Raw genomic sequence first — 24,722 nt, 5'->3', positions numbered from 1 at the left:
GAATCAAATGCGAAAAGTAATTTGGGTAAGTAGTACCTTGTTGATATTGGCCGTCATATTCAGCATAGCACGTGCAGATCAGCAACTGAGAGTAGCGACTTTGGATTGGGCAATCGCCGAAACCTTATTAGGACTAGGCATTACGCCAATTGCAGTAGGGGATAAACAGAGTTATCAGACTTGGGTTAATCAGCCGGCGTTAGAAGATCAGGTCATTGATTTAGGTTCACGGTTACAACCGAATAAAGAGCTATTAGCAACATTGTCAATTCAACTATTTCCTAATGGCGATATGTTTATGCCTGCGGTTGAAGCAAATCGCCACTACTTAACAGCACTACAACAGGCTCCACGTATCAATTTTTATCAATCTGGGGATTTTTGGAATAATCAAATGAAAGCAACTCGCCAATTAGCCCAAAGTTTGGACCATATTGTGCAAGGCGAACAGCTGATTCAGCAAACAGAACAGTTATTGAATACAGTAAAACAGCAGTTAACTAAGCAAAAGCATAGACCGTTATTAGTCGTGCAATTTATTGATGGACGGCATTTGCGAGTTTATGGGAAGCAGAGTTTACCAGGCGTAGTATTAGAAAAAATAGGTTTAACTAATGCGTGGCAACAGCCAGTTAATCTATGGGGTTTTACTCAAATTGGGATTGATCAGTTAGCACAATTTGCTGATGCTCGTTTAATTGTGATCAAACCTTATCCGCAACAAATACCACTTGAGTTAGCCAATAATACATTATGGAAATCTTTACGCTTAGCCAAAGATCCATTGATTTTACCTGCTATATGGACATTTGGCGCATTGCCATCAATGCAACGATTTAGTGTAGCTTTACGAGATGCATTACTGGATGGTGGATTAGTATGGTAATGACAAGTTATTTAAATCGTAGTTTGTTGATCTTAGCGATTGTTCTATTTAGTGTCGTAGTGAGCTGGCAATGGTATGCAATAGCAGATCAAGCGATAGCACAATTATTACTGTTTAATTTCACTTTACCACGTGTAGTGATTGCCATTTTAGCAGGGATCAGTTTGGGTAGTGCGTCATTATTGTTGCAACAAACAATGAGTAATTCGTTGGCATCAGATAGTACATTGGCGGTCAGTGGCGGTGCACAATTTGCCCTATATTTGGCAACACTATTTTTTCCCGCTTTATTACAATTTGGTACGACAATCATTGCTGTAATTGGGGCTTTATTGACTCTCGGTTTGGTTTTGTTATTAGCTTGGCGGCAATTAGGTTCGCCATTATTAATCGTGCTATCTGGTTTAGTGCTGAGTTTTTATGTTGGTGCTTTTTCTGCACTATTAACTCTATTTTATCCAGAAGAAAGTCGAGGTTTGCTGGTTTGGGGGAGTGGCTCTTTAGTACAAGAGAGTTGGCGAGCAAGTCTCACTTTATTGCCATTACTTGTGCCTGGATTAATTGGCATATATTTATTAAGTCCGGCACTACAAGTTTTACAATTACAAGAGGGGAGTGCAAAAAGTTTAGGCGTTAATGTTACACGAGTACGTTTATTAGCAATTATACTAGCGGCTTATCTGGTAGCTATTGTTGTCAGTCGCGTAGGAATGTTAGCTTTTATCGGGTTAGCGGCAACAACCTTAGCTCGGCAATCTGCTAACCATCGTTTTACTAGCTTATGGTGGCGTAGTGCGTTTTTTGCAGCAATCCTGCTATTAATCACAGATTTAAGTTTGCAATTAATTAATCAGTGGTGGCAGATACAATTACCAACAGGATCAGTTACCGCACTATTTGGTACGCCATTATTATTATGGTTGGTATTTCGGCAGCGGCAACATTATGGGCGAGCACAACAACCCGCCAATAGATTAGTTATCAGAAATTCTCGTTTAACTTATCTTCTCTTAACCATATTGCTGTTATGCAGTTTAGTTTGTGCATTTTGTGTTGGGCAAAATCAGATTGGTTGGTCGTTTACACTGAATCATAGTTTATTTGAATTACGCTTCCCTCGGATTGCTTATGCGTTTGCCGCAGGAACGTTATTAGCGTTAGCTGGGGTAGTGTTGCAACGCTTGAGCCATAATCCAATGGCTAGCCCAGAATTACTTGGTATTACATCAGGTGTCAGTTTTGGTGTATTGCTGGAGATTTTTATTGTAGGTTCAGTAGCAATTAAACCATTTCTCTTATTTGGTGCATTGGGTGCAGTGTTAATCATAGGATTAATTTGGTTAATTAATCAGCGTAATGGCTTACAACCAGAACAAGTGTTATTAACTGGGATCAGCTTATCGGCAATATTTGATGCGGTATTGCGTATTTTAGTAGCAAGCGGTGATCCAAGAGCGTTACAACTACTGAATTGGGGTGCAGGATCAACTTATTATGCAGAACTGCCAGTTGCAGTTTGGGTGATCATTTTTTCTTTTGGGTTGCTACTTGTTAGTCTTATTTTTTCTCGTTGGTTAGATTTATTGAGTTTGAATGCAATCGTTGCACAGGCGGTTGGTATGAATCTGTTATTAGCCAAAATTGTGCTATTTGCTTTAGCGATTGTTTTGACGTTATTAGCAACCTTAATTGTTGGTACTTTAAGTTTTATCGGTCTATTAGCCCCTCATCTAGCTTATTCTCTCGGTTTCAATACGGCTAAATCACAATTAATTGCTGCAAGTTTATTGGGGGCAACGGTGATGATTTTTGCTGATTGGTTAGGGCGGCAATGGCTATTCCCGTATGAAATTCCTGCTGGTTTAGTAGCAACCTTATTAGGAGGAAGCTATTTCATTATTTTAATGCGTAAGTTGTAACACATTTTATTTACTATCATAGGAGAAAACAGATGAAAAAACTTTCATTAATTAGCGTGTTATGTGGATTATCCATCCCAGCTGTGGTACAAGCACATGATTTATGGGCATATGGGCTACAAGCAGAAGTGGATAAGCCATTACAGGCAGTATTAGGTTATGGTGATCGTTTCCCTTTAGGCGAAAAAATTGCGGAAAGTCGTTTAAATATTTTGAATCCATTAGTGTTGCATAAATCAGATGGCAGTTCAGAAACCTTAATGCAACAAGGTGAGAATTATCACTATGTAACGAAGAAAAATTTGGCAAAAGGGGAATATAAAATCTCTGCGAGTTATAAACCAACTTTTTGGTCAAAAAATGAGAAAGGTTGGAAACGAGAAAACCTAACAAATATGCCAGATGCGACTTATTGCGAAGAATCTAGTATGTTTGCTACAACCTATATCAATACAGGGGTAGATGTAAGTGATTTCTCAATTATGCCAGTAGGTTTACCGTTAGAAATTGTGCCATTAGTCGATCCTACTGATATCCGTCCTTTAGAAGCAGTGCCTTTTCAAGTTCTCTATAACGGCAAACCTGCGAAAGAAGTTGTAGTGATTGGTACTACTAATGAATTCACAAAATTAGATGAAAAAGCGGTATATGACCACCGTGAACCACAAGCCTTCTCAGGTAAAACTGATGCACAAGGCAAAATCAATTTTATTCCAGCGTTAGCCGGGACTTGGAAAATCAAAGCAAGCTATGAAATGCCTTATCCAGAGGCAAAAGTATGCCAAAAACGCAAGCTTTATAGCACTTATACCTTTCAAGTAAACGCTAAATAATTCACTAAAAACAATTTAACCTAAGGAGCTTTTTTGTCATGAATGGACAACGTTTTAAATTATCTTTGTTATCTGCCACATTATGTTTGGTATTACAGCCAGTATTTGCGGAAGAGAGTCAAGAGTTAGAGGGGATTGATGTAATAGCTGGCTCTATGTATCGCATGGGTGAAGTACCGATATATCAAGCCAAATCTGCGATTGCGATTACTCGTGATCAGTTGGATAAACAAGCTATTACAAAAACTGATGAAATAGGACGTTATCAAGCAGGATTTACTAATCAAGTGTTTGGTGAAGATACCAATACAAACTGGTTTAGAGTGCGTGGTACAGAAGTGACCCAAGCAATAGATGGTTTGCCATTATTTAGTTATGGATTTTTTACGCCTTATACAAATACCTTTGCTTTTGAGGCTATCGAAGTGACTAAAGGTGCTGATGCAATGACATTTGGAGCAGCTCAATCAGGTGGTTTGCTTAACTATGTCACTAAACGACCACATAAAGAACAAATTGGCAAAGGCGAATTTAAGCTGAATATGGGGAATAATACCCAATATGGTTTTGCTGCGGATTATACGGGGATGATCAATAGTAATGAAAGTTTACGTTATCGTTTAGTGAGTTCATATGGTGCAAAGGATGGTCAGTGGGAAGGTAGCAAAAATAGCACTTTCTATATTTCGCCAACAGTAGAGTGGGACATCAGTGATCGTACTCGTTTAACATTATTAACGAGTTACCAGTTTGATAAAGGTATTCCTAGCAATAACTTTGTACCTGCGTTTGGCTCTTTAGTTTCTACACCAAATGGTTATATTAGCCGATCAACAAACTTAGGTGATCCAATTAACGATAAAGAATATAATCGTCAATATAGTATTGGTTATGAGCTTAGTCATAATTTTACTGATAATTTAAGTTTGCACAGTAGTTACCGTTATAATTATATCAATAATTTCCATCGTGGATCTTATCCTTTCTCTTATGTTAATCCAATAACCTACGATGTAGATCGTGGTGTTGTTTATAATAATGGCATCATAAAATCTCACGCTTTAGATAACCATATTAATTGGGGATTTGAACAAAATTGGTTTAAAAATATTGTAAGTATTGGGATAGATTATCGCCATCAATATGTTGATGCAATTTATGATTCTATGGGATATGTGTATGATCCTATAAATCCTTGGTATGCAACAACTCCAACCAATATATTTAATTCTTGGGCTGGATATAATCAAAATCAAGATGTAAGTAAAGCATCACACGTTAAGATCACATCTCGCCAATTAGGACTTTATCTACAAAATCAAAGCCGTTTCTTTGATAAATTAGTATTAAATTTTGGTATTCGCCACGATAGAGCAAAACAGCAGGAAGAAATTTACCAACAGAATCAATCTAATTTAAAACAGCATTCAGCGTCTTATGCACAAACTTCTTATTCAGCTTCTGCAATGTATGAAGCTCCATTTGGTCTAAATCCTTATGTTAGTTATAGTGAATCATTTAATTTGCCGATGGGATTAAGTTCAGACAATAGATTTTATAATCCAATGATTACTCAGCAATATGAAGCAGGGATAAAATATTTACCAAACTGGTTAGATGGCTCCATTACATTTGCGGCATTTAGAGCAAAAGATAAGGGAGCTTTAGTTATGAAAGCTGGAAGTACAACCAGAAGTAGTGAAGATCCTGTTTATCGTAAGGGAATAGAGATTCAGGCTGATGTAAACATCATAAGTAATTGGAATATGACTTTAGCTTATACTTATTTAAAATCAATTACACGTAAATCTGCTGGTGATGAGCTTAATCCAAGAGTACCAAAACATACATTTGCTGCAAAAACAGATTATACCTTTGATCAAGGAATGTTCAGTGGTTTAACTTTAGGTGCTGGTGTACGTTATATTGGTAATAGTGTAACTAGCCAAGGCTCTCTTTATTCTGGTAAAGAAGTTCCTTCAGCAACGATTGTTGATTTAATGGTACGTTATCAATTTACACCAAATTGGAGTACTCAAGTTAATGTAGAGAATGTAGGAAATCGCCGTTATTTAGCAGGGTGTGACTACTATTGTTATTATGGAGCAGGGCGTAATATTAACGCGTCAATTAGCTATCAGTTTTAATTAATGAAAAAAAGGTCTAGCTTTACCGCTAGACCTTTGCATAGAAAATTATGCTTCTGGTGGGATATTTTTTGCAGGTTTAATGGCTAATAGATTACAGTTTAAATGACTAATAACGTGTTCTGCAGTATTACCAAGCAACACAGCAGAAAGACCTGTACGACCGATAGTCCCTAATACCACTAATTCCGCACCAATTTCTTGAGCAACACGAGGAATTACCTCTTCAGGCAAACCTTCATAAACGTGAGTATGATCTTCATCAATACCAAAGTGTTGGCGTAATGCTTTCATATTAATCAAATGTTGACCACGAATACTATTGCCATAATCAGGTACGCTAAATTCTGGCAAATCTAAAGTAATGCCAACAGGTGCACTCGGATAAGCACTAACAAGGTGAATATTACCTCTATCTAGGCTTTGCGCTAAACTCATACTTAATCCGACTAATTGTTTATTAAAATCATCGTGATAAGGTTCATCATCAGAAACATTGACTGCGACTAAGATACGGCGTTGGTGTTGCCAATCACCATCTTTTACCATCAGAATTGGGGAAGAGGATTTACGTAATAATTGCCAGTCAGTTGGTGTAAAAATCAATGAGGAGAGATCATCTTCCTGGTGAGTAAATTTCACCACCAGATCATGATGATGTTTGACAATTTCTTTTTCGATTGCGTCTGCTTCATTACTTTCCCAAACCACTTCTATTTTGAGATTGATATTTTGTAAATCGTAGTTTTTAAGTAGTTCATTTAACCACAATTTTTTATCTTCAATTATTGCAGCAACCATCTCTTCACGTTCAGTCGAGGAGTGAGTAACACTGACGGCATAAGAAAGATTGTAAATAGTGAGGAAAGCGGTAAGGGTAACAGGTTGAGAACTATTTTGTTGTTTGATGAGGTGTAAAGCACGTTCTAGGGCGGCTTGTTTTTGATTTTCTGGATCAATCACCACAAGGATATTATTGAAATGCATAAAAAACCTCCTTATTGAGTTGTTCTTTTTTATTATAAGGAGGTCAATAGTGAAAGCAAGCTATTCAAGCATTTTCATCAATTAAATGGATAATCTCAATTTAACTTTGGTTGAACCCGCAAGCTCAACTAATGCTGGCATATCATTAATCGTAATATATTTACCTTGTACAGATAACATTCCTGTTTTTTGGAAACGACCTAATAAACGGCTGATAGTTTCAACAGTTAAACCAAGATAGTTACCAATATCGCCACGAGTCATAGTTAAACGGAATTCACGGGCAGAGAAGCCACGAGCAGAATAGCGTTTAGAAAGGTTATAAATAAATGCAGCAAGTTTTTCTTCCGCGTTCATTTTGGAAAGTAATAGGATCATCTCTTGATCGCTTAAGATTTCATTACTCATCAGGCGAATAATTTGTTGGCGTAATTTCGGCATTTTACCCGCTAAGTCATCTAGAATATCAAATGGAATTTCACAAACCATAGATGTTTCTAACGCTTGAGCAAAACTTGGATGATGCATACTGTGAATCGCATCAAACCCGACTAAATCCCCCGGCAAATGGAAAGAAGTAATCTGTTCTTCACCACTTTCACTGATAGTATAAGTTTTGATTGTGCCAGAACGAATAGCATAAAGTGATTTCAATTCATCGCCGGCTTTAAAAAGGATTTGAGATTTCTGGATAGGTTTTTTGCGTTCAATAATATTATCTAATTGATCAAGCTCATGCTCATTTAGCGTAAATGGAATGCATAATTGGCTGATACTACAATCTTGGCAATGAATTGCACATCCGCCAGATTGAATTCTGCGTCCAACACGGCTTTCAACTAATCCTTTCATCTATAAAACCTCATTATAAAATAATGCAATCAAATCCGAGCATTATCTAAAAAATTTTGATCTAACGCAAGAAATGGTATCATAAAAGAAATTTATTAAGAAGTATTAAAATACATCTTTTGAGGTAAAACGAAATTTTATGGCGGCAGAAAAATTAACCAAAAAACGATTAATTCAAATTTTAGTGATGTTGGCGATTTTACTGAGTGCGTTTTTTTATCGCAGTTGTCATTATCAAAAAGCGGAAATATCTGAAAAACAAGCAAGTATTGTTGTAACACATCAGAAAAATGGATAAAAAAATCTGCACTTGATTCAAGTGCAGATTATCTTAAATAATTTTTAGTGAGATTTATTCGGCAGAGGTAGAAGATACATCTTTGTCGAAATGATAAAGTCCTCTACGGTCAGTGCCTAATAAGTTAAGTTTATCTAAGAAGCTGTTGAATAAGGTTTCTTCTTGATGTTGTTCAGCAACGTACCATTGTAAGAAATTAAATGAAGAGTAATCTTTTTCTTCAAATGTCGCTGACACTAATTCATTAATTTTTGCAGTAATATGTTTTTCATGTTTATAAGCTAATTCAAACACTTCTTTTAATCCTGCAAATTCGTGTGGTACGGCTTCAATTTTTTCTAAACGTGTAGTTGCACCAGTTTCATTAAGGTAAGTGAATAATTTACGCATATGTTGTAATTCTTCATTCGCGTGCTCGCGTAAGAATTTTGCAGCCCCCTCAAAGCCTTGATAAGTACACCATGCGCTCATCTGTAAATAGAGGTTTGAGGAGTAAAGTTCTAAATTCATTTGTGCATTCAGCATATTCACAATTTTTTGCGATAACATTCTATTTCTCCTTTAATTAAAGTGCAGCCAATTCTTTATCGACAAAATAAAGACCACGTTGATCCTCTCCTACAAGCGTAAATTTCGCTAGGATACGTTTAAATAGAGTTTCTTCCTCGTGTTGTTCTGCTACGTACCATTGTAGGAAATTAAAAGTAGAGTAATCTTTTTCAGTGAAGCTGACTTCAACTAACTGATTAATTTGTTCGGTAATAAATTTTTCGTGTTCTAATACTACTTCAAATAATTGTTTTAAAGATTGGAAATCATGCTTTGGTGCAGCAATTTCACCAAGGATTGGTAATCCACCGGTTTCACTAACATAAGCAAAGAGTTTTTGCATATGTTGTAACTCTTCTTCTGCATGGCGAAGGAGAAATGCACTTGCACCTTCATAGCCTTTTTCATTGCACCATGCTCCCATTTGTAGATAGAGATTAGAAGAATAAAATTCTAAATTAATTTGTTGATTTAGTTTATTAAGCATTGCTGGTGTTAACATAGTTAATTCCTCTAGTAAATAATTCAGGAGAATTTTAACGATTTATTTAGCAAAAATAAAACAATTTTTTAATTATTTTTATATAAAACAATAGGAATAATTTTTATTTAGAAATTAAAAAAGAATAAATCTCAATTTTTATATATTTATATTAATAAAATAAGAATTAATATTATTTAATATTTATTTTAAGTGCCGACCACCAGTAATTTGTAATGTTTCACCAGTGATATATTCGCTTGATAACAAATAATCAACAGCTTTAATCATTTCTTGATAACCGCCAACTTTCTGCATCACAGATTTTTGTATAGCCTGTTGTCGATATTCAGCGAGATCATCATCATTAAAGGCAATTAATGCAGGCGCAATACTATTTACTTTAATCAGTGGTGCATATTTTGTGGCAAATGAAAGTGTTAAATTTTCTAATGCTGCTTTACTGGCTGCATAAGCGAGATGTTTTTTACTTCCTTTAAGGGCGACAAAATCAGTTAAATGAATAATATCTGCTGGACGATGTTGTTCTTGAGCAAATTGTTGTAATTGTGGTGCCAGTTGGCGGTTTAATAGATAAGGAAGTTCAGCGTGAATTCTCATCAAAGTGTGAAATAGCTGGTTGTCCTGTTGCAACGTATTATGATCTTGTTCTGCCTGCCAAGCGGAAGCATTATGAATAATTGCTCGAATAGAATGACATTTTGCTTTTATGTATTGAATAAAAGTTTCAATGCCTTCAAGGGTAGAGAAGTCTGCTTGAATTTGTGTTACATTAGCAGGTAATTGTTGTAATTCTGGATAAGGGTGACGATAGGAAATAAGAACATTTTCGCCACGCATCGCAAAAGTTTGTGTTAAGGCTAACCCAATTCTACGTCCAGCACCTGTAATAATGATCACATTTTTCATGAAAAACCTCACTGTAGGGTGTTTATCTCGCAGCGTATCCTAGCAGAAATCTACTGTTTTTGGTGAATTACTAGCTAACTTTCATGATTTTGCTGTTGTTTATCTTGTTATCTTGAATGTTTGCTGTTATTGTTGCCAACTAAATTTTTCCTTTGAACTTCATCTCAATATTAATCATACAAAGAATTTGATAGAACATCTTGGGCAGTAGAAACGAGATGAGGCTAAAAGTGCTGACGTTTTTATTATAGAAGAAAGAGTTAAATCAGGTTTTATTATGGGCAAGTCATTAGTTATTGTTGAATCACCAGCAAAAGCCAAGACAATTAATAAATATTTAGGTAGTAATTATGTTGTGAAATCAAGTGTTGGGCATATTCGAGATTTGCCCACTTCTGGTAGCGCAACAGGCGAAAAAGCAAAAGCTATTTCAACAAAAGGACTGAGTGCGGAAGAAAAAGCAGTAATCAAACAACAAAAAGAACAAGATGCTTTAGTCAAACGCATGGGAGTTGATCCTTATCATAATTGGAAAGCGAATTATCAAATTTTGCCTGATAAAGAAAAAGTTGTTGCTGATCTTAAAGCATTGGCTAAAAAATCAGACCATATTTATCTTGCAACCGACTTGGATAGAGAGGGAGAAGCTATCGCATGGCATTTGCGAGAAGTGATTGGTGGCGATGATGAACGTTTTAGCCGAGTTGTATTTAATGAAATTACTAAAAATGCAATTACCCAAGCCTTTAGCAAACCAGAACAATTAAATATGGATCGGGTTAATGCACAACAAACACGTCGTTTCCTAGATCGTGTAGTTGGTTTTATGGTTTCCCCTTTATTATGGAAGAAAGTCGCTAGAGGCTTATCCGCCGGGCGGGTACAATCAGTAGCAGTAAAATTGCTGGTAGAGCGTGAACGTGAAATTAAAGCATTTCAACCAGAAGAGTATTGGGAAATTGCGGTTGATACACAAAATTCTAACCAACAACCTTTACCATTTGAAGTTACACATTACCAAGGCAAAGTATTACAAATTGCGAATGAACAAGCAGCACAATCAGCTGTTGCGCAGTTAGAAAAAGCAAATTACGTTGTCACAGAAGTTGAAACAAAGCCGACACAATCTCGAGCAAAAGCACCATTTATCACTTCAACCTTACAGCAAACTGCAAGTACACGCTTAGGCTTTGGTGTGAAAAAGACCATGTTATTAGCTCAACGTTTGTATGAAGCAGGTTATATCACCTATATGCGTACTGACTCAACTAATTTGAGTCAAGATGCATTAACAATGGCACGAAATTATATTACTGAACATTTTAGTGCTGCGTATTTACCAGAAAAACCAAACTTCTATTCCAGCAAAGAGAATGCACAAGAAGCACATGAAGCGATTCGTCCTTCTGATATCAATTTAAAAGCAGATGATTTGCAAGGAATGGAAAAAGACGCTATTCGTTTATATGATTTGATTTGGCGTCAATTCTTAGCTTGTCAAATGACAGCAGCAAATTATGACTCGACGACATTAACCGCGAGTGCAGCAGATTATACGTTGAAAGTAAAAGGGCGTGTATTGCGTTTTGATGGTTGGACGAAAGTATTGCCGCCAATGGGAAAAAATGCAGAAGATCGCGTTTTACCTGAAGTAAAACAAGGGGAAATCTTAACATTGGTTGCGGTTAATCCAAGCCAACACTTTACTAAACCACCAGCACGTTATACGGAAGCGGCATTAGTGAAAGAGTTAGAAAAACGCGGTATTGGCCGTCCATCAACTTATGCCTCGATTATTTCTACTATTCAAGAACGTGGTTATGTGCGTACAGAAAACCGTCGCTTTTATGCGGAAAAAATGGGGGAAATTGTTACCGATCGTCTGAATGAATCTTTCGCAGATTTAATGAATTATGACTTTACTGCAAATATGGAAAATGTGTTAGACCAGATTGCAGAAGGTAAAGCAGATTGGAAACAACAACTTAATCAATTCTTTAAAGATTTTTCTACTCAATTATCGCAAGCAGAATTGGATGAACTTGAAGGGGGAATGAAGTTAAATCATTTGGTGGAAACTAATATTCCTTGCCCAACTTGTGGTCGTCCAATGGCAATTCGTACTGCAAGTACAGGCGTATTTTTAGGTTGTACTGGTTATGCGTTACCACCAAAAGAACGCTGCAAAACAACGATTAATTTAATTCCAGAAGCAGAGTTATTGAATGTACTTGATGATAATTCAGAAACCAAAGCATTGATGGAACGCAAACGTTGTCCAAAATGTGGCACTGCAATGGATAGTTATCTTATTGATGCTCATCGAAAATTACACGTATGTGGTAATAATCCAAATTGCGATGGCTATATTGTAGAAAAAGGCGAATTTAAGATTAAAGGCTATGATGGCCCCGTTGTTGAATGTGACAAATGTGGTGCAGATATGCATCTTAAATTAGGTCGTTTTGGTAAATATATGGCGTGTACGCAATGTGATAATACACGTAAAATTTTGAAAAATGGTGAAGTTGCACCGCCAAAAGAAGATCCGATTCCATTCCCAGAATTGAAATGTGAAAATGCGGATGCGTATTTTGTTTTACGTGATGGGGCGAGTGGCGTGTTTATGTCAGCACATAACTTCCCGAAATCACGTGAAACTCGTCCAGCAAAAGTGGCTGAGTTAGCGCAATATCGTGAGCGTTTACCGGAAAAACTACAATATTTAGCAGACGCACCGCAATTTGATCCAGAAGGTAATCCAGCATTAATTCGCTTTAGCCGTAAAGAAAAACGTCAATACGTAAATTCAGAAAAAGATGGTAAAGCCACAAAATGGATTGTGGATTATATTGATGGGCAATGGATAGAACGTAAAAAATAATTTGATATTGGATAATTCCTTTGCGGATAACATCAATAGGTTATTGCAAGCGTTTATCCAAAATTTTAAAATCAGTTTAAGTTTTTTTAGCATACTCCGAGCTAGTTGACCTAAGTCTTTTTGATATGGTGGCTATGCCAAACACGAAAGTGTTTCACGGATAGATTGGAAACGGTCTATCCCCTCGTATTTAGAAAGGTGTTTATGCAACAATATAATAGTCACATTATTATCCCTACCGAAGATCGCCTTGTTGATACCTTTAATCGACAATATTTTTATCTTCGCCTTTCCATTACCGATGTTTGTAATTTTAAATGTAATTACTGTTTACCTAATGGATATCAACCGCCAAGCGATAAACGTATGTTTTTAAGTGTGGTTGAGATTGAACGTTTAGTCAGAGCATTTGCCCATTTGGGAACAGAAAAAGTTCGGATTACTGGCGGTGAGCCGACTTTGCGTAAAGATTTTTTACCGATTGTAGAAGCGATTCGTCAACAGCAAAATATTAAAAAAATTGCATTGACTACTAATGGCTATCGAATGGCAAAAGATGTCGCAGCTTGGAAAGCAGCAGGCGTTGATTCAATCAATGTGAGTGTGGACAGCTTAGATCCACGCTTATTTCATTTAATTACAGGTGAAAATAAATTAGCGGATATTTTGCAAGGTATTGAAAAAGCGTTTGCAGTTGGCTATGACAAAATTAAAGTCAATGCGGTATTAATGAAAAACCTAAATGAGAAAGGTTTTAATGAGTTCTTGCATTGGGTCAAAGATCAACCCATCCAAATGCGTTTTATTGAATTAATGCAAACTGGAGATATGGATCACTTCTTTGCTAAACATCACCTGTCAGGTGCAATTCTTAAACAAAAATTACTCGATGCAGGTTGGCAATTACAACGTAAACATCATACTGATGGACCAGCGCAAGTATTTAAACATCCAGATTATGTCGGTGAAATCGGTTTGATTATGCCGTATGAGAAAGATTTCTGTGCAAGTTGTAATCGACTTCGTGTATCCGCGCAAGGCAAATTACATCTCTGTTTATTTGGTGAGGAAGGAATTGATATTCGCCAATGGTTACAAGATGATGATCAACAGTTTGAATTACAACAAGCGTTAATTACCGCTTTACAAGGTAAAAGAGAACACCATTTCCTCCATCAAGGTGATAGCGGGATTCGTAATCATCTTGCTTCAATCGGTGGATAAAAATCAATTACGGAACAATTATGAGTCAATTTACACATATTAATCATGCTGGTGAAGCAAATATGGTTGATGTGTCTGCAAAAGCAGATACTGTACGTGAAGCAAGAGCTGAAGCTTATGTTTTTATGGCAGCAGAAACTTTAGCAATGATTATTGAAGGGAAACACCATAAAGGTGATGTATTTGCTACCGCACGAATTGCGGGTATTCAAGCAGCTAAACGTACTTGGGAACTTATTCCATTATGTCACCCTTTATTATTGAGCAAGGTTGAAGTGTCCTTAACAGCGGAACCAGAACATAACCGAATTAGAATCGAAAGTTATTGCAAATTAACGGCAAAAACGGGAGTAGAGATGGAAGCCTTAACTGCTGCATCAGTCGCTGCATTAACAATTTATGATATGTGTAAAGCTGTGCAAAAAGATATGCGAATTGAAGGGATCCGTTTGCTAGAAAAATTAGGTGGAAAATCAGGACATTTTAAGGCGGAAGCATCATGTTAAAAGTTGTTTTTTTTGCACAAACAAGAGAGTTAATTGGTGAAGCAGAATTATCTTTACCTGCTGTGTATGCAGATGTGGAAGCATTACGCCAAGCATTAAGCAAGCGTGGTGAGCGTTGGGAGCTTGCTCTAAATTCAGGTAGAATTTTAGCTGCAGTTAATCAGAATTTAGTTCCATTAAATACGCCAATTAAATCTGGTGATGAAGTGGCATTTTTTCCACCTGTCACAGGAGGTTAATATGGCGGAAATCAAGATTAGTGTTCAAACAGATCCATTTGATCAACAACATATTTATCGTTGGGCCTCTGAATTAGCAGAAACTGGTGCAACAGTTATTTTTATTGGTAAAGTTCGTGATATGAATTTGGGTGAAGCTGTATCAGGATTATATTTAGAACATTATCCAGCAATGACAGAAAAAGCGTTACGTGAAATTGCGGAACAAGCAGCACAACGTTGGGAATTGCAGCGGATTTATATTGTGCATCGAGTAGGGCAACTTTATACTGGTGATGAAATTGTCGCTGTTGCTGTAAGTTCTGCTCATCGCGGTAATGCATATCAAGCGAATGAATTTATTATGGATTATCTCAAAGTAAAAGCACCATTCTGGAAAAAAGAAACTACCCCAGCAGGAGATCGTTGGTTAGATAGCCGACACAGCGATGAACAAGCTGCCGAAAAATGGTAATCCTATTGATAACATACCAACCGAACAGGTTGGTATGTTGCTAAATATCTTCCCAAAAAGACGTATCTAAACGCTTTTCCGCCCTTTGTAATAACATCACAAGATGATGAAAAGTCGGTTTATCAGGCATAGGTGGTAATGCTTCATATAAACTCACTTGCTGATAAATTTTTTCATACCAAGTTAATGTTGCACTATTCAATGGTTTCTGAGCCCGTTTGCCTAGCCAATAAAAACCTTGTAATGGTAAAGAGCAGAGAAATATTATCGTTAATAATGTGCTTGCAAAACTAGTTATAGAATAACCTAACATAAAATATTGCCAACCTAAGGTAAACAGTAGTAATGGCATCAATAATTGTTGAGCAAAGCGAGTAGCCTTGATAATACGAGGTTCAGGAAAAATAAGATTTAACTTTTTGCACTTATGGCTAAGTTGTTGCCAGTAATTTGCATAGCAAACACCTTGTTGTAAAGTTGTTATATTCATTTTCTATGATTAAGTATTATATCTTCTGGTAGTAATTCTAATATAGAAAAAAGTGATATAAAACTAAAAAATAGGTATTGTTTATGATAATTAATATTGATAGAGTATAGACGATTTACCTATATAAAATTATTTATATAGGAAAGTATATTCATAGTTATACTATTGAATAATAAATAATTTTTTCTTGTATCTTAATTTTTTGGTTATAAATCTCTCAAAGGAAAATATATGAAAACATTACATAAGTTGCTGATGCCTACGGCCTTGAGTAAACAAATTTCTTTAGCATTATTTACCACAACGCTTACTACTCTGGGGGGGGGAATTTAGCATTAGCGAATGAACCTACTGGTGTGGCTTCTGCCCCAGAAGAACAAAATGAATTAAGCTTAATCTCTCAAGGTGAAACCAAAACTTATCTCTCTACTGATACTCCTAACGGTCAATCAGCTTCTGTTGGTGGTGGTTGGTGGATTAAATCAGAAACTGATGTTACAGAACAACTCTCAAGTATTAATACTAACGTTACTCTCCAATCAGGCTTATATGAAGAAATGATTGCTAATAGCTTTATTGGTGATGATGAAAATCAACAACTTACTTTTAATCGTCCTATTCAATTAGGTAATTCATTATTAACTATTGGTACAGAAGCTGTCTTAAAACGAATGACATATAATGATGATGTTGTTAGTGGCGGCAGTAAAATGGTAAATAGTGCTGCAACGGTAATCGCTAAAAAAACATCTTTAGTGATTAATGGTTATCGCTATGATAAAACTCCAGAAGATGTAGATCATGATAGTGATGATAATATTAGTCCTGAAAATCGTCTAATTCTAGGTGGAAATATTGCAGAAATCATACATAAACAGAATATGATTGATCAAGAATTCACCAGCATCATGAGTACAGAGGAAACATCGCTAATTATCAACGGTGGTGAAATTCCTGATTCTATTGTTGTAGGGTCTGTGGCATCAAATTATATAGAGTTTCCTCATACCCTTGCTAAAGCTGAAGTAATTGATAAAAATACTAATTTAGTGATTAATGGTGGAACTTTTGGTGAGAGTATATATGCCAGTGGAGCTACAGGTCAGAATACTAAATCAACGGTTGAGAATGTTAATATCACAATTAATGATGGGGTATTTGATGAATCAGAAGCGATTTTTGGTGGTGCTTATGTTGAACAATCAGGACAAGCATTAGTAAAAAATAGCACCATTACTGTTAATCAAGGTGAAATTAAAGGTTCATTAGTTGCAGGAGGTCATGCTGATGTTGATAGTGATGATATGACGCGTTGTAACGGTGATTGCCAAGAAGAAATATATAATGATATTACTATTCCGTCTGAACGTGAATATAAAGATGCTAGAACTCACCTTGCGTCACAAGATAGTAGTAAATCTGTAGTAGAAAACGCTGTTATTAATATGAAAGGTGGTAAAGTTGGAGCAATTCTGTTAGGTGGGGTTAATAAGTTTTCTGTTTCAAAAGTGCCTGTTAAACAAGCTACCTTAAATTATTATGGTGGTCAGATTTTACGTACAAAAATATCAGTAGAAGAAGATGTTGTGAAAAGTGGAATCGATGCGATTGCAGAACGTTCCATTATTAACCTATATAATGATTTAACCAGTGATATTGTGGCTGATGCACAATCAATAGCAACAATTAGTGGGAATCGTCACACCATTACTGGTTCTCTTGCTAGTATTGATCGATCCATATTAAATGGATCCGATCTTACCCTTGATGGTGATATTTATGCAGGTGGTGAAACTGCTGCTCCAATCGTATCTTTAAACAATGTTATGTTTAAGAGTGGTAAGGAACATAGTATTCAAGTTGGCGGGAAAACTACAAATGATCAACTAGGCATAATTAACATTAGTAATGATAAGGTATCTACTTTAACTGGTATGACTTTTAGAGGAGTTGCTAATGGTCAAATTAATTTAAACAAAGGTGATTTTAGTGGTTTATTGAAGATTGATGGTGATAGCAATGTTAATTTAGTTGGAGCAAGCTATACTAGCCAAGATTTAGCCAATGATCTCACTATCACTGCAGGTAAAAATGGTAAATTGGTATTAAAAGATAACGGTGTGCTAAAAACGCTTGCAGGGCAAATCTTCAATGATGGCGATGCTACAAAAGCTGAAAACCTCGACACCTTAGCTGTAAAAGAGGATATCAAAGGTAAAATTAGCTTTGTAGGTGGGATTGTCAAACTTGATGATGCAAAATATTCAATTAATTATGTGAAACAAGCTAAAACAGTATTTAACAATTTGGCGGGGGATACCCATTCTTCTGTTGTGATGACGGGGGAGTTAGTCGATAAAAATCTTTCCGTAAATGATATGGCTGAATTAGGTAAAGATGTTGCTTTAGACAAAGTCACTGTAACAACATCTTCTGCCAATTTAATTGTTGGTTCAAATGAATCAACTGATTCAGAAGTTAGAGCAATTAACGCTTCAGCCGAGAAAGTCAGTTCTGGATTTAATGTAGGCAAATTAGACCTACAAACGGGTTCAGAAGTGGTATCAATTAATCAAAATAATGAAGTGACCTTAGGTGGTACTGAGGGTGGTGAGGTTTTACTAGTTAGTAATCAAACTAATCCTAATTTGAATGTAGTTGTGGGTAGTTCAGATAAAGATGCTGGTATTCTTAACCTTGGTAATGATCAGGTAACAGCAGCGACACAATTAGCTTTAACTACAAATGTGATTGTTAAAAATCATAGCCAATTAAACACTCGAGGCACCACAACCATTAATGGAAATGTTTCTTTGTCAGATTCCACATTAGATACCCAAGATGGAACATTAACTTTATCTTTAGGAAAAACATTAGAGGTAAAAGGTAATAGCTCATTAACGGGCACGATTAAGGCAGATAAATTAGCTGCTGCATCTGCTAGTGATGTTGTTAATATCGGTACATCATCTAAAGCAGGGAAAGTTAGTATAAAACAAGCAGATCTTGCTGGAGCAACATTATTCTTAGATCCTCAATGGCTAAGTGGACAAACAATTTCTGACGGTACATCGTTTACAACAAATAGCCTAAATAATACAAAAGTGGTTGTGGGTAATAACTCGGTATTTGTGTATGGTACTGATGCAACGACAGCATATAATGCATTTAATAATTCAGGATTATCTTGGGGCAATGGTGCAATTTTATCAGCAGCTTATTTAGCGGGTAGCTTAGATTTAGCGAATAATAGCCTTGTAGTTGATCCTCTAGCTACGGCAAGTAGTGGTGTGAGTTATGGGGCGTTAAGCATTGGCAATAATGCATTATTAATGGTAGATGGACGTAAAGTGAGTGGTTCACAAGCAGTGGCATTAACAAATGTTGTTACAGCGAATGTGGGCGCTGATGCAAAACTTTATTTAGATAATGTTTCAGATGGGGAAACTTATAACATTATGAGTGGAACTGATGTTGAGACAAATAATAGCTGGTATGTTGCAGCAAATGCAGATGCAAATGCAAATGGTAATGTATTAACCTATCAATCTCTTTATAAATTAATTGGTGCTGCTAATAACAATGCAAATAGCTTTGGCTTAACTGCAAAATTGCAAAGCGCAAGTGCGGTATATGGTTCAAATGGTTTATTAATCCAAAATGTGGTTAATAATACTTTAGCAAATCATTCTGGCACATCCGCTAAGGCGTTCTTTGATAAAGCAATGAATAGTTTAGTAAATACGACACTATCAGCGCAAATTGATGCCTTTAATAGTGCGGCAGCAATGAGTCCGTTAGGTAATGTGACATATGGTGCATATAAAGCAGCAGAATTGATGAATGAAACATTAACAAATCATCTTTCTACCCTCGAGGATACTGAATATAGTAAAAACGTTTGGGTGCGTTATATCCATACGAAAGACGATATTTCAGGATTAAATGGTGTTGTTAGAGAAAATGGTAATGCAAGACATCATGGTTTAGTGTTAGGGCTAGATTTATATCGAGAAGCGGGTAATGCAGTTGGATTAGCATTTACTCATATAAATAGCAAATATAAGAATAGCACTTTAGCAACAGAGACTACCAACAAAGCGAAATATTTCGGTTTTAGTGCGTATGGTCGAGCAAATATTGCAGGTCTTGCTGTATTAGCAGATGCTTCTTATGTAAAAGGAGATAATGATCTTACTCAATATAATTCAGGTTATCGCTTAATGGGTACGCAAGATACTGCGGTAATTAGTGTTGGTACCACTGTTGAGAAAACATGGAAAGTTGCAGATAGCCATACATTAATCCCTTATGTTGGAGTACGTTATCTCAATTTAGATAGTGGAAATTATACAAATAGTGTTGGGTTATCTTATTCTCAAGATAAACAAAATCTGTTTGTTCTTCCAGTTGGGGTGAAATATCAAGCAACATTAAGGGCTGGTGAATGGAAAGTTAATCCATCACTTGAGTTAGGTTATGCTTGGAATATTGGTAATCGTCAAGCAAAACAAACAGTTCGCTATGCAAATGTGGCAGATAGTTTTACCTATAATGTTGTCGATAAAGGAAACTTTGTTGGTAAAGTAGGTATTGAAGCAAAACGAGGCAATTTTGTATATAGTTTAGGATATGAATACCAAAAAGGAAGTAGTGTTAAATCTAACCGCTATATAGCAAATTTAAGCTATCTATTTTAGTGTTACAAAATAATAGATTTGGTTAATTTGGTAAAGATTGATGTATTAATTAGCAACTTTACTGAATTAACCTATATTTATTTTATATAAATTAAAAAATTTTTTATTTTTGCCGTGGAGGAAATTTATTTTTTGACTATAACAGTGTATCCTATCCGCCAATAAAAACAGACGCCTAGTTTATTAAAACAGGTTACTATTCATTCAACAAGAGATAGGTTATTTCAATGACGCAAAATCTTATTCTTATTCTTAACTGTGGAAGTTCTTCTTTAAAATTTGCTATTTTAAATCCTGAAACTGGAGAAGAGAAGCTATCTGGTTTAGCAGAAGCATTCCATCTTCCAGATGCGCGTATTAAATGGAAATTACATGGTGAAAAAGGAAATGCAGAATTAGGTGCAGGCGCAGCACATAGTGAAGCACTTGATTTTATCGTAAACCACATTTTTCCATTAGATCCATCTCTTAAAGATAGCATTGCTGCTATTGGACACCGTATTGTTCATGGTGGCGAACGTTTCACAGCATCAACTATCGTTGATGAAAGCGTTATTGAAGGTATCCGTGATGCAATTCAATTTGCGCCATTACACAACCCAGCACACTTAATTGGGATCGAAGAATCTTTCAAAATGTTCCCTGAGTTAAAAGATAAAAATGTGGTCGTGTTTGATACTGCATTCCATCAAACTATTCCTGAAGAAGCCTTCCTTTATGCATTACCATATTCAATGTATAAAGAACATGGTGTTCGTCGTTATGGTGCACACGGAACTAGCCATTATTATGTGACTAAAGAAGCTGCAAAACGCTTAAATATTGCAGAAGATAAAATTAATGCAATTACTTGCCACTTAGGAAATGGTGGTTCTGTTTCCGCAATTCGCTATGGTAAATGTGTTGATACATCTATGGGATTAACACCATTAGAAGGATTAGTAATGGGTACTCGTTGCGGTGATGTTGACCCAGCAGTAACTTTCTTTATGTCAAAAACATTAGGTATGAGTATGGATGAAATTGAACAAACTCTTACCAAGAAATCAGGCTTACTTGGTTTAACAGAAGTAACCAGTGACTGTCGTTATGCAGAAGATAATTATGATAAAGAAGAACCTGCAAAACGTGCTTTAGACGTTTATTGTTACCGTTTAGCGAAATATATCGGCGGTTATATGGCTGCTGTGGGTGAGCCACTTGATGCTATTATCTTTACTGGTGGTATTGGTGAAAACTCTGCACACGTTCGTGAATTAACCTTAAATCACTTGAAAGTATTCGGTTATAAATTAGATAACGAACGTAATTTAGCAGCACGTTTTGGTAATGAAGGTATTATTACCACTGATGATTCTCCAGTAGCAATGGTTCTACCAACTAATGAAGAATTAGTGATTGCGCAAGATACTGCACGCCTTTGTATCAAAAAATAATTCTCGTAACTGCCGATAATATTATCGGCAGTTTATTTTTTATTCCTTAGTAAGAAGGTTATTATGTCCAGAACAATTATTCTTATCCCGATCAGTACTGGTGTTGGTTTAACCAGTGTTAGTTTAGGTTTAATCCAAGCGCTTGAACAACAAGGGGCAAAAATTGGTTTTATGAAACCAATCTCTCAACCAATTAGTGGTGAAGATACATTAGACAGAACAACTTCTATTCTTTATCAAAGCCCGACTATTGATACTGCAAAAACATTTATGTTAAGTGAAGCAGAAAATATGATCGGTCAAAATCAAACTGATGTTTTATTAGAAAAAATTGTAGAGCGTCATCAAACATTAGCGAAAAACAATGAAATTGTTGTTGTTGAAGGTTTGATTCCAACACGTAAAAACTCGTATGCAAATAGTATTAACTACCGCATTGCACAAGCATTAGATGCTGAGATCATCTTAGTTTCTGCACCAGCAACTGATACACCGGTAGAGTTAAAAGAACGTGTTGAAGCGGCAGCTTCTCAATTTGGTGGTAAATATAATCCTAATTTATTAGGTGTGGTTATTAATAAATTTAACGCACCAACTGATGAAAATGGGCGTACTCGTCCAGATCTTGCAGAAATTTTTGACTCTTTCCAACATAGCCGTGTGAATGCACAAGCTGTACACAAATTGTTTGAGCAAAGCCCAATTCGTCTATTAGCATGTATTGATTGGAATCCAGAATTGATTGCGAGCCGTGCGATTGATATTGCACGTCATTTAGGTGCATCAATCTTAAGAGAAGGTGAAATTAATAAACGTCGTATCCGTGGTATTACATTCTGTGCAAGAAGTTTACCACATGTTATTGAACACCTTAAACCAGGTAATTTAGTAGTAACTTCTGCCGATCGTCCAGATGTAATTGTTGCGATTGCTTTAGCCGCAATGAATGGTATCGAAATTGGTGCAATGTTATTAACTGGTGGCTATCGTTTAGAAAATCATGTAGCGAAACTTTGTGAACGTGCATTTGAAACGGGCTTACCAATTTTCCGTGTTGAAGGTACCACATGGCAAACAGCATTAAACCTACAAAGTTTTAATCTTGAAGTGCCAACTGATGATAAAGAACGTATTGAAGCAATCAAAGACTATATGGCACAACAATTCAATAAAGAATTGATTAACTCTTTAATTGAAACTACTTCAAGAGTACACCGTTTATCACCACCAGCATTCCGTTTCCAATTAACTGAATTAGCGCGTAATGCGAAAAAACGTATTGTGTTACCAGAAGGGGATGAACCTCGTACTGTAAAAGCGGCTGCATTATGTGCAGAACGTGGTATTGCAGAGTGTGTGTTATTGGCTGATCCAACTTCAGTAGCACGTGTCGCAGAAGCACAAGGTATTCAATTAGGTAAAGGTATTACCATTATTAATCCTGCTGATGTTCGTGAAAATTATGTCGCACGTTTAGTTGAATTACGTAAAAACAAAGGTATGACAGAAGTATTAGCTCGTGAACAACTCGAAGATACCGTTGTTCTTGGTACTATGATGCTTGAAGCGAATGAAGTTGATGGTCTTGTTTCTGGTGCAGTACATACCACAGCAAATACAATTCGCCCACCACTTCAATTAATCAAAACTGCGCCGGGTAGCTCATTAGTATCATCTATCTTCTTTATGTTATTACCTGATCAAGTATTGGTATATGGTGACTGTGCGATTAATCCTAATCCAACCGCAGAAGAGTTATCAGAAATTGCGATTCAATCAGCAGATTCTGCGAAAGCGTTTGGTATTGACCCACGTGTTGCAATGATTTCTTATTCAACTGGAACATCGGGTAAAGGTGCAGATGTAGATAAAGTGAAAGAAGCAACTCGTTTAGCGAAAGAGAAACGTCCAGATCTTATTATTGATGGTCCATTACAATATGATGCGGCAGTTATGGAAGATGTGGCGCGTTCTAAAGCACCAAATTCACCAGTAGCGGGTAAAGCCACTGTATTTATCTTCCCAGATTTGAATACCGGTAATACCACTTATAAAGCAGTACAACGTTCAGCAGATTTAATTTCTATTGGACCGATGTTACAAGGTATGCGTAAACCAGTAAATGACCTATCTCGTGGTGCATTAGTGGATGATATTGTTTACACCATTGCCTTAACAGCAATTCAAGCAACCCAAAACTAATTATTCATTATTATCTTTATTATTGAACAATCAGCTGGCGTAAATCGTTGGCTGATTTTTTTATTTTCTGAATTTGGTTAGGGTAGAGGTAAAAATAGATTTATAGATAGATGAAAAATAAGTAATTAAAGAAACTTAGAAAAAGAGCTAATAAAACAAGAATTATAGATAATAGGTTAGTGAAAATACCCCCCCCCACTAAGGCAAATACGTGCGAGGGGCGAATTAAGAAATATATCTTAATTATTTAATGCCCATTGCAGCTTTAGATTGTTTTAGTTGCTCAAGTGCTTGAGTACAACTTTGATCTTGTGCAGAGGTAGGTAATGCAGCAAATTGTTGTTTTGCAGCTTCATATTGTTGTTTATATGCGTCAGCTTGTGCTTGTGGCATTGCTTTAAGCATACCTTCATATTCTTCAAAATATTTTTTGCAAGAAGGCGCTAAATCAGCTGCAGACGCACTCATTGCTACACCAAGTAAAGATAATGATAAAATTAATTTTTTCATCGTTATATTTCCTTCTAAGTAAAAATTAAATAAGAAAAATGCCTATTATTTAGGCGGATGCAGTATAACATAACTAGAATGGAGTGTCGAGGTAATAGGAGAAAAGATAAAGGCGTAATACTACTTCTTTACCACAGACTGCTGACAAACGTGAAAGTAATCACAAATCTTAATAAATGTTTATTGGGTTCCCTC

Annotated in this window: 20 protein-coding genes and 1 riboswitch; of the genes, 13 read left to right on the top strand and 7 right to left on the bottom strand. The window is 36.1% G+C overall.

The annotated features are described in order from the left end of the window. Nucleotides 1-7 precede the first annotated feature (7 nt). The 4 genes from QV06_RS02080 to QV06_RS02065 are packed head-to-tail and all read left to right on the top strand — an operon-like array spanning nt 8 to nt 5,785. Entirely contained in the window at nt 8-886 is an 879-nt protein-coding gene (locus tag QV06_RS02080; RefSeq protein WP_065236730.1) for an ABC transporter substrate-binding protein, read from the top strand. Next, the gene (gene fhuB, locus QV06_RS02075; RefSeq protein WP_245174225.1) at nt 880-2,805 is read left to right on the top strand and encodes a Fe(3+)-hydroxamate ABC transporter permease FhuB; all 1,926 of its coding nucleotides are present in this window, start codon (nt 880-882) and stop codon (nt 2,803-2,805) included. Before QV06_RS02080 ends, fhuB begins: the two co-directional genes overlap by 7 nt. A gap of 32 nt (nt 2,806-2,837) precedes the next feature. Then, the gene (locus tag QV06_RS02070) at nt 2,838-3,638 is read left to right on the top strand and encodes a DUF4198 domain-containing protein (RefSeq protein ID WP_065236729.1); all 801 of its coding nucleotides are present in this window, start codon (nt 2,838-2,840) and stop codon (nt 3,636-3,638) included. Between the two features lie 38 nt (nt 3,639-3,676). Continuing rightward, on the top strand, nt 3,677-5,785 hold the full coding sequence (locus tag QV06_RS02065; RefSeq protein ID WP_065236728.1) for a TonB-dependent siderophore receptor: 2,109 nt from the start codon (nt 3,677-3,679) through the stop codon (nt 5,783-5,785). A gap of 48 nt (nt 5,786-5,833) precedes the next feature. Here the strand turns inward: QV06_RS02065 and uspE are convergent, their stop codons facing one another. Then, entirely contained in the window at nt 5,834-6,772 is a 939-nt protein-coding gene (uspE, locus tag QV06_RS02060; protein WP_065236727.1) for a universal stress protein UspE, read from the bottom strand. 81 nt (nt 6,773-6,853) lie between these two features. Continuing rightward, on the bottom strand, nt 6,854-7,624 hold the full coding sequence (locus tag QV06_RS02055; RefSeq protein WP_065234123.1) for an FNR family transcription factor: 771 nt from the start codon (nt 7,622-7,624) through the stop codon (nt 6,854-6,856). A gap of 139 nt (nt 7,625-7,763) precedes the next feature. Between QV06_RS02055 and QV06_RS11760 the strand changes: the two genes are divergently transcribed. Then, a complete protein-coding gene (locus QV06_RS11760) occupies nt 7,764-7,922 on the top strand; it encodes a hypothetical protein (protein ID WP_167348596.1) in 159 nt (52 codons plus the stop codon). A 54-nt stretch (nt 7,923-7,976) separates the two neighbouring features. Here QV06_RS11760 and ftnA (QV06_RS02050) read toward each other — a convergent pair whose 3' ends face one another. The 3 genes from ftnA (QV06_RS02050) to folM all read right to left on the bottom strand — a co-directional run bounded on the left by ftnA (QV06_RS02050) (nt 7,977) and on the right by folM (nt 9,882). Beyond that, on the bottom strand, nt 7,977-8,471 hold the full coding sequence (gene ftnA / locus QV06_RS02050; RefSeq protein ID WP_065236726.1) for a non-heme ferritin: 495 nt from the start codon (nt 8,469-8,471) through the stop codon (nt 7,977-7,979). Between the two features lie 16 nt (nt 8,472-8,487). Continuing rightward, on the bottom strand, nt 8,488-8,973 hold the full coding sequence (gene ftnA / locus QV06_RS02045) for a non-heme ferritin (protein WP_065236725.1): 486 nt from the start codon (nt 8,971-8,973) through the stop codon (nt 8,488-8,490). A 183-nt stretch (nt 8,974-9,156) separates the two neighbouring features. Then, the gene (gene folM, locus QV06_RS02040; RefSeq protein ID WP_065236724.1) at nt 9,157-9,882 is read right to left on the bottom strand and encodes a dihydromonapterin reductase; all 726 of its coding nucleotides are present in this window, start codon (nt 9,880-9,882) and stop codon (nt 9,157-9,159) included. 277 nt (nt 9,883-10,159) lie between these two features. On the opposite strand from folM, the gene topA reads away from it, so the two are divergent. From topA to moaE, 5 genes are all read left to right on the top strand, one after another. Further along, a complete protein-coding gene (gene topA, locus QV06_RS02035; protein WP_065236723.1) occupies nt 10,160-12,766 on the top strand; it encodes a type I DNA topoisomerase in 2,607 nt (868 codons plus the stop codon). An 82-nt stretch (nt 12,767-12,848) separates the two neighbouring features. Then, nucleotides 12,849-12,983: riboswitch (molybdenum cofactor riboswitch) on the top strand. Continuing rightward, complete coding sequence (moaA, locus tag QV06_RS02030) at nt 12,971-13,990, top strand: GTP 3',8-cyclase MoaA (RefSeq protein WP_065236722.1); 1,020 nt, start codon at nt 12,971-12,973, stop codon at nt 13,988-13,990. Its footprint overlaps the riboswitch before it by 13 nt. Before the next feature lie 20 nt (nt 13,991-14,010). Beyond that, a complete protein-coding gene (gene moaC / locus QV06_RS02025) occupies nt 14,011-14,496 on the top strand; it encodes a cyclic pyranopterin monophosphate synthase MoaC (protein ID WP_065234129.1) in 486 nt (161 codons plus the stop codon). Beyond that, complete coding sequence (gene moaD, locus QV06_RS02020) at nt 14,490-14,735, top strand: molybdopterin synthase sulfur carrier subunit (RefSeq protein WP_065236721.1); 246 nt, start codon at nt 14,490-14,492, stop codon at nt 14,733-14,735. Before moaC ends, moaD begins: the two co-directional genes overlap by 7 nt. Before the next feature lies 1 nt (nt 14,736). Beyond that, nucleotides 14,737-15,189, top strand: coding sequence for a molybdopterin synthase catalytic subunit MoaE (moaE, locus tag QV06_RS02015; protein WP_065236720.1), 453 nt, complete (start codon nt 14,737-14,739; stop codon nt 15,187-15,189). 40 nt (nt 15,190-15,229) lie between these two features. On the opposite strand, the gene yfbV is transcribed toward moaE, so the two are convergent. Then, a complete protein-coding gene (yfbV, locus tag QV06_RS02010; RefSeq protein WP_065236719.1) occupies nt 15,230-15,679 on the bottom strand; it encodes a terminus macrodomain insulation protein YfbV in 450 nt (149 codons plus the stop codon). A gap of 356 nt (nt 15,680-16,035) precedes the next feature. Between yfbV and QV06_RS02005 the strand changes: the two genes are divergently transcribed. From QV06_RS02005 to pta, 3 genes are all read left to right on the top strand, one after another. Continuing rightward, nucleotides 16,036-20,379 carry an autotransporter outer membrane beta-barrel domain-containing protein gene (locus tag QV06_RS02005; protein WP_065236718.1) on the top strand — a complete coding sequence of 1,448 codons (4,344 nt, stop codon included), beginning with the start codon at nt 16,036-16,038 and terminating at the stop codon, nt 20,377-20,379. Nucleotides 20,380-20,606: 227 nt separating this feature from the next. Further along, nucleotides 20,607-21,815: an acetate kinase gene (locus QV06_RS02000; protein WP_065236717.1), complete on the top strand. Its 1,209-nt coding sequence runs from the start codon at nt 20,607-20,609 to the stop codon at nt 21,813-21,815. A 63-nt stretch (nt 21,816-21,878) separates the two neighbouring features. Beyond that, the gene (gene pta, locus QV06_RS01995; protein ID WP_065236716.1) at nt 21,879-24,017 is read left to right on the top strand and encodes a phosphate acetyltransferase; all 2,139 of its coding nucleotides are present in this window, start codon (nt 21,879-21,881) and stop codon (nt 24,015-24,017) included. 243 nt (nt 24,018-24,260) lie between these two features. On the opposite strand, the gene QV06_RS01990 is transcribed toward pta, so the two are convergent. After that, on the bottom strand, nt 24,261-24,527 hold the full coding sequence (locus tag QV06_RS01990; protein WP_065236715.1) for a DUF5339 family protein: 267 nt from the start codon (nt 24,525-24,527) through the stop codon (nt 24,261-24,263). Nucleotides 24,528-24,722: the final 195 nt, after the last annotated feature.

Origin of the sequence: Gallibacterium genomosp. 3 (genome assembly GCF_001678475.1) — a bacterium.
Classification (GTDB): domain Bacteria; phylum Pseudomonadota; class Gammaproteobacteria; order Enterobacterales; family Pasteurellaceae; genus Gallibacterium; species Gallibacterium faecale.
The sequence above is the reverse complement of the archived record's forward strand: the minus strand, read 5'-3'. Positions and strand labels throughout refer to the sequence as shown.